We start from the raw sequence: 5560 nt of genomic DNA, 5'->3' as shown, positions 1-5560 counted from the left end.
GCCCCGGCCGCGCCCCCGCCCGCCGCGGGACCGGGAGCCGCCGGGCCCGCGGCGGGCGGGGGCGCGGCCGGGGCGGAGGCGCGCCGGGCTCGGCGCAGCAGGCCCGCTCCCCGGGGCACCGCCCGCACGCCCAGCTCGGAGACGTCGCCGCCCGGCCCGGCGAACAGCACGGTGTCGGTGACCCGCAGCTCCGGGCCGAACAGCGTGGACAGCGCCGGGCGGGGGCGGCCGGTCTGCACCGCCACGACCTCCCGCAGCACCCCGGTGAGCTGCTCGGCCATCTCCTGGGCGGAGGCGAACCGGCGCGCCGGATCGGGGTCGGTGGCCCGCACCAGCAGCCGGTAGAACGACTCGTAACGGCGGAACACCTCGATGGTGTCCGGATCCGGCAGCGAGTCCGCGTACACCGTGGTGTACCCCTGGAAGTCGAAGGTCAGGACCGCCAGCGTGCGCGCCACCGTGTACAGGTCGGAGGCGACCGACGGGCCCACCTCCGCGATCTCCGGCGCCTGGTAGCCGACCGTGCCGTAGATGGCGGACGTGTCGTCGTCCATCCGCCGCACCGCGCCCATGTCGATCAGCTTGAGCTGGTCCTCGGTCTGGATCGCGTTGTCCACCTTGAAGTCGCAGTAGAGCAGGTTGCGTCCGTGCAGGTGGCCGAGCGCCTCCAGCGCCTCGATGCCGTACGCGCAGGCCTGCTCCACCGGCAGCGGGTCGCGCCGCCCGTCGGGGCCCCGCCGCTCGTTGGCGATGTCCTTCAGCGACTTCCCGCCGACGTACTCCATGACGATGTACCCGTCCAGCGAGCCGGTGCGCTGGTCCAGGTGCTCCACGAAGTTGATGATGCCCACGATGTTGGCGTGCTCGATCTCGGCGAGGAACCGCCGCTCGGAGATCGCCGCCGCCATCGCGTCCTCGTCACCGGTGTCCAGCAGGCCCTTGAGCACCACCCAGCGGTCCGACACCGCGCGGTCGACGGCCAGGTACACCCAGCCGAGCCCGCCGTGCGCCAGGCAGCCCATCACCTCGTACTGCCCGTGCACCACGTCGCCGCCCCGCAGCTTCGGCACGAACGAGTAGGGGTGGCCGCACTTGGTGCAGAACCCCTCGGTGCGGCCGGCCCGGCCGCCGCGCGCCCGGCCCACCGGGGCCCCGCAGTCCGACCGCGAGCAGAACCGCTTGCGCTCGGGGACCTCCGGGTTCTCCAGCACCACCGACAGGGGCGAGGGCCGCGGCACCACCGGCACCGACACCAGCCCCGCGCCCAGCCTGTTGCGCCCCGACTGGCCCGTGGACGTGCCCGAGCTGCGCACCGACACCGAACGGGCGGAGTGCGAACCGCCGGTCAGCGACCGGGACAGCCGGCCCGACACCGAACGCCGGGACGTCGAGGAGCGGGCGGACGCCCGGGACGAACGGGAGGAGCGCACCGAGGCCGACGACGGCGAACGGCCCGCCGTGCCGCCGCCGCCCGGGCCGCCCCTGGCGCCGGCGACGATCCCCGTCGCCGAGGAGGACACCAGGCCGCCGGGCGACACCACCGGGGCGAGCCCGCAGGTGCCGCAGTACAGCTCGCCGCCGCCCATGTCCTCGTAGGAGCCCTCGCAGTCCGGGCGCTGGCAGGTCGTCGTCGTCATCGTTCCCCCCGTTGGTCACTCGGCCCGGCCAGGGCCTCCGCGGCCGCCCGCTGGTAGCGCAGCACCGCGTGCTCGGCGGCCCGCAGGTCGCACGGCGCGCTCCACAGCATCCGGCGCGCCACGTCGTAGCGCTCGATCAGCAGCGGGTCCTCGGCCAGCCCGTGCCGGGACACCTTCGCCCGGTAGGCGTCCAGCCGCCCGCGCAGCTCGGCCCGCACCGCCAGAGGTGCGGTGACCGCCGTCAACTGCTCACGGGCGCGCAGCAGTTCCTCCTCGGCCTGGAGCTCCAGTGCCTCCAGCAGCGGAGACAGGCGGTTCCAGCGGGCGTGCCGGCGGTGCTCGGCGGCGGCGGCCAGCCGCTCCTGGAGCGCGGTCGGCGGACCGCTGACCGCCGGCACCTCGGAGGCGGCGATCTTGGCCAGCACCTCGCCGCGCGCCGCCCGGGCCTCGGCCAGCGTCCGGTCCGCGCGGGAGAGCACGTCGCGCAGCTTCAGCAGCCGCGCCTCGGAGTCCTGCCGGACCTGGAGCACCGCCTCCACCTCGCGGCGCACCTCCTCCAGCGCGCGGGCCGCCCGGTCGTAGCGCCCGGTGTCCGGCCGGCCGCCGCCCGGCGCCGAACTGCCGCCCGCCGGCAGCCAGAACGCCAGCGGGTCGCTCACCACCTGCGCGCGCAGCGCCGTCAGCTCCCCGGTGATCGCCTCCAGGTCGTCACCCGACGGGTGCTCCCCGGGCCGTACGCCCACCGAGTGCGCCAGCGAACGGGTGCGGCCCAGCTCGGCGGCGAGCAGGTCTATCCGGGCGGGCAGCGCCGACCAGACGGCGTCCGCCGTCACCACCGCGTCCAGCGAGCGGGCGTACAGGTCGTTCATCCGCTCCACCAGCCCCTCCAGCGTGAACCGCTCGACCAGGCCGCCGTCGGTCCCGGGGACCACCACGCTCCGCCCGCGCAGCCGCTCCGTCAGCTCCACCAGGTCCTCGCGACTGGACCAGCGCCGCCGCGAGCGTAGCTCCCGGGCCTCGCGCAGGGCGGCGGTGTAGGCGTCGAAGTACGCCCACAGCGCGGTGACCGACCGCTCCGTCTCCGCCCAGCGGACCTCGGTGGCACCGGTCAGCTCCGCGCCCTCCAGCAGCCTGCGGCCGGCGTGGTCCTGGAGCGCCAGCAGCGAGTCCTCGACCGCCTTGTGCTCCGCCGCCAGCCGCGCCAGCGCACGGTCCACCTCGTCCCGGTCCATCACCGGCCCGGGGGGTCCCGTGACGCCCATCGATCACCTCTCCGTTCTCGGTCCGTCCCGCCCGCGCCCCCTGCCGGGCCCGGACGGCTCACGCGGTCAGCCGCTGCGGTACTTCGGCGCCGGCGGCCCGCCGATGCCGGGCAGCACCTCGCTCAGCCACTTGTCGTACGCCTGCGTCCACGGTCCCTTGCGGTAGTCGACCAGCACCTGGTTGACCCGGCGCACCAGGTCGTCGTTGCCCAGTTTGGCGGCGACCCCGTAGAACTCGGTGGTGAACGGCTCGCCCTTCAGCTCCACCGCCGGGTCCTGCGCGGCCTGCCCGGCCGCGAGCGCGTTGTCGGTGACGACCGCGTCCACCTCGCCGAGTTGGAGCCGCACCAGGCAGTCGAGCTGGTTGGGCACCGTCAGCACGTCCTCGTCGCCGTCCCCGCCGTCGTGCTCGTCCCTGAAGACCGCGCCGAACGACTGCTCCTCCAGTGCCTCGTACGCCGTCGAGCCCTCCGCCGAGCAGACCCGCTTGCCCTTCAGCGAGGCGTCGTACCCCTTGACCGGGGAGCCCTCCGGGGCGAGGACCTGCTGGCCGGCCTGGAAGTAGGCGGTGGAGAAGGCCACCTGCTCGGCCCGCTTGCAGTTGATGGTCATGGTCCGCACCACCAGGTCGACCCGGCCGCTCTCCAGCGCGGCTATGCGCTGGTTGGTGGGTATCGCGCGGAAGATGACCGCGTCCCGGTCGCCGAGGATGTCCTTGGCGATGGCCCGCGCCAGGTCGATGTCGAAGCCTTCCAGCTTTCCGGTCGCCGGATCCCGGTACCCCCAGCGGTAGCTGTTCTGGTCCACGCCGACGACCAGCTTCCCGCGGTCCTTGATCGCCTTCACCGACGGCCCGTCCGCGCCGGAGGGCCGCAGCGACGCCTCCGGGTCCTGGCACTCCTCCGCCGCCGGCGCGGCCGGAGCCGCCACGGCCGCGCCGGACACCGCACCCGCCGCCCCGCCCCTGGACAGCGGTACGAGGGTCAGCGCGGCGGTCACCGCGCAGGCCGCCGCCATGGCGGCCACCCCGCCCCAGCCGCGCAGCCCGCGCCGCCGCCCGCGCCGGGCGCCGGTCCCGGCGGTCGCCGTCCCCGTGGCCGCCGCCTCCGTCCGCGTCCCCGTCTCCCGCTCCGGGCTTGTGTCCGCCATCCCTCTCACCGTGCCTCCCCTCACCCTCATCGGTACTCCGACAGCCTGCGGTTGACGCCCGCCACCGTCCCGGCGGCGGCGACCAGCACCAGCCCCGCGGCCGCACCGGGCAGCCAGGCCAGCGGGGCCCCCGCGCTCTCGGCGGCCCGGGTGAACTCGCCCTGCTCGTGGTCCCGTGCCCGCTCCAGGGCGGCGTCCACCTCGTCGAACGACTCGCCGGTGGACTCCTCGGGGCCGATGACCTTGGCCAGGGTGCCGTCGTAGTCGCCGGCGTCGTCGGTGGCGCGGGCCTCCTTGTGGCGCTCCTGCCACTCGGCGACCTTGGTCTGCGCCTCGGCGACCGGTGCGCCGCCCTTCCCGTCGTCCGCCAGCCCCCGCGCCTCGGTCAGCGCCGCGCCGAGCCGCGCCATCCCCGCGCCGTACTCCGTCTCGTACCGGTCGCTCCTCCCGTCTGCGGTGAGCACCGCGCCCCGCGACACCACGGCGAGGTTCTCGTTGGCGCGGGCCTTGAGCGAGTTGATCCGGGCGTCGTTCAGCGCGGTCAGCGAGTCCTGGCCGCGCTCACGCGCCTCGGTCAGCATGGAGCGGGCGTAGGCGTGGCCCGCCACCAGGCCCAGCAGCAGCACCAGAGCGGCGGCGGTGGCGGCCAGCAGCCCGCGGTTGACCACCCGGTTGGTGCGCAGGAACAGCCTGCGCTGCGTCCACAGCAGCGCGGCGAGCGCGACCACGCCCACCGCCAGGGACACCAGCGGCCAGGCCCGCGCCGACCCCTCGTCCTGACCCAGCCGGCCGCTCTCCGCCTCGTACAGCCGCTCGGCGGCGGGCAGCAGCGTGGTGCTCATCTGCTGGTTGGCGTACCGCAGATAGGCCCCGCCCAGCGGCAGCCCCTGCCGGTTGGCCGCCCGCGCCCGCTCCACCAGCCCCGTATACCGCGGCAGGCTCTCGTTCAAGAGCGCTATGTCGTCCGACGACCGCGCCGAACCACCGCTCGCCGCCGCCGCCCTGACCAGCAGCCTCGACGCGGTCGCGATGTCCTTCTCGTACCGCGTCCGCACCTGGGCCGGCTCCTCCGGCCCGGCCAGGAACCCGCCCGCCGCCGCCGTGTCCGCGTCGGCCAGGGACCGGTAGATGTCCGCCGCGTCCGCGCTCAGAGGCTGGCTGCGGTGCACCACGTCGTCGGCGGCCTCCGCGCGGCTCGACACCTCCAGCGCGGTGACCGCGCCGAACGCCAGCAGCAGCACGGCCAGTACGCCGCCGAGCGCCCGCAGCCGGCCCGGCTCGGTCACCGCCGCGGCCCGCAGCTTCGCGAGCGCCGCCTCCCACTCCGACCGCGCGGCCGGAACCTCCGGCGGCGCGGGCGCCGTGCCCGTCCGCTCCGGTGCGTGTACCACCTGACCTCCCCCTCGGTCGTCCACCGCAGTATGGCCGCACGAACGCCGGCGGCATACGGCACTTGGCACGATCTTGTGCTTATCGTGCTCCCCGCACCCCGCCCCCGCCCCGGCGTCCCAC

4 protein-coding genes are annotated in these 5560 nt (G+C 75.5%); all 4 read right to left on the bottom strand.

The genetic code is table 11. The annotated features are described in order from the left end of the window. Positions 1-1637: serine/threonine protein kinase (locus C6N75_RS09445; RefSeq protein WP_146132513.1), on the bottom strand; the 1637-nt coding region annotated here is incomplete at its 3' end. Then, positions 1634-2899, bottom strand: a complete 1266-nt coding sequence (locus tag C6N75_RS09440) for a hypothetical protein (protein ID WP_105868415.1) — start codon at positions 2897-2899, stop codon at positions 1634-1636. The genes C6N75_RS09445 and C6N75_RS09440, both read right to left, overlap by 4 nt. A 66-nt stretch (positions 2900-2965) precedes the next feature. Then, positions 2966-4048, bottom strand: coding sequence for a glutamate ABC transporter substrate-binding protein (locus C6N75_RS09435; protein ID WP_105868414.1), 1083 nt, complete (start codon positions 4046-4048; stop codon positions 2966-2968). A 26-nt stretch (positions 4049-4074) separates the two neighbouring features. Next, entirely contained in the window at positions 4075-5439 is a 1365-nt protein-coding gene (locus C6N75_RS09430; RefSeq protein WP_407703208.1) for a hypothetical protein, read from the bottom strand. Positions 5440-5560 lie beyond the last annotated feature (121 nt).

The organism is Streptomyces solincola, from assembly GCF_002982015.1.
Lineage (GTDB): Bacteria > Actinomycetota > Actinomycetes > Streptomycetales > Streptomycetaceae > Streptomyces > Streptomyces solincola.
The sequence above is the reverse complement of the archived record's forward strand: the minus strand, read 5'-3'. Positions and strand labels throughout refer to the sequence as shown.

What these genes read in the sequence shown, in the direction of transcription:
- C6N75_RS09435 (WP_105868414.1), bottom strand. Translation starts at nt 4,048, where the DNA reads ATGGCGGACACAAGCCCGGAGCGGGAGACGGGGACGCGGACGGAGGCG.
- C6N75_RS09440 (WP_105868415.1), bottom strand. Translation starts at nt 2,899, where the DNA reads ATGGGCGTCACGGGACCCCCCGGGCCGGTGATGGACCGGGACGAGGTG.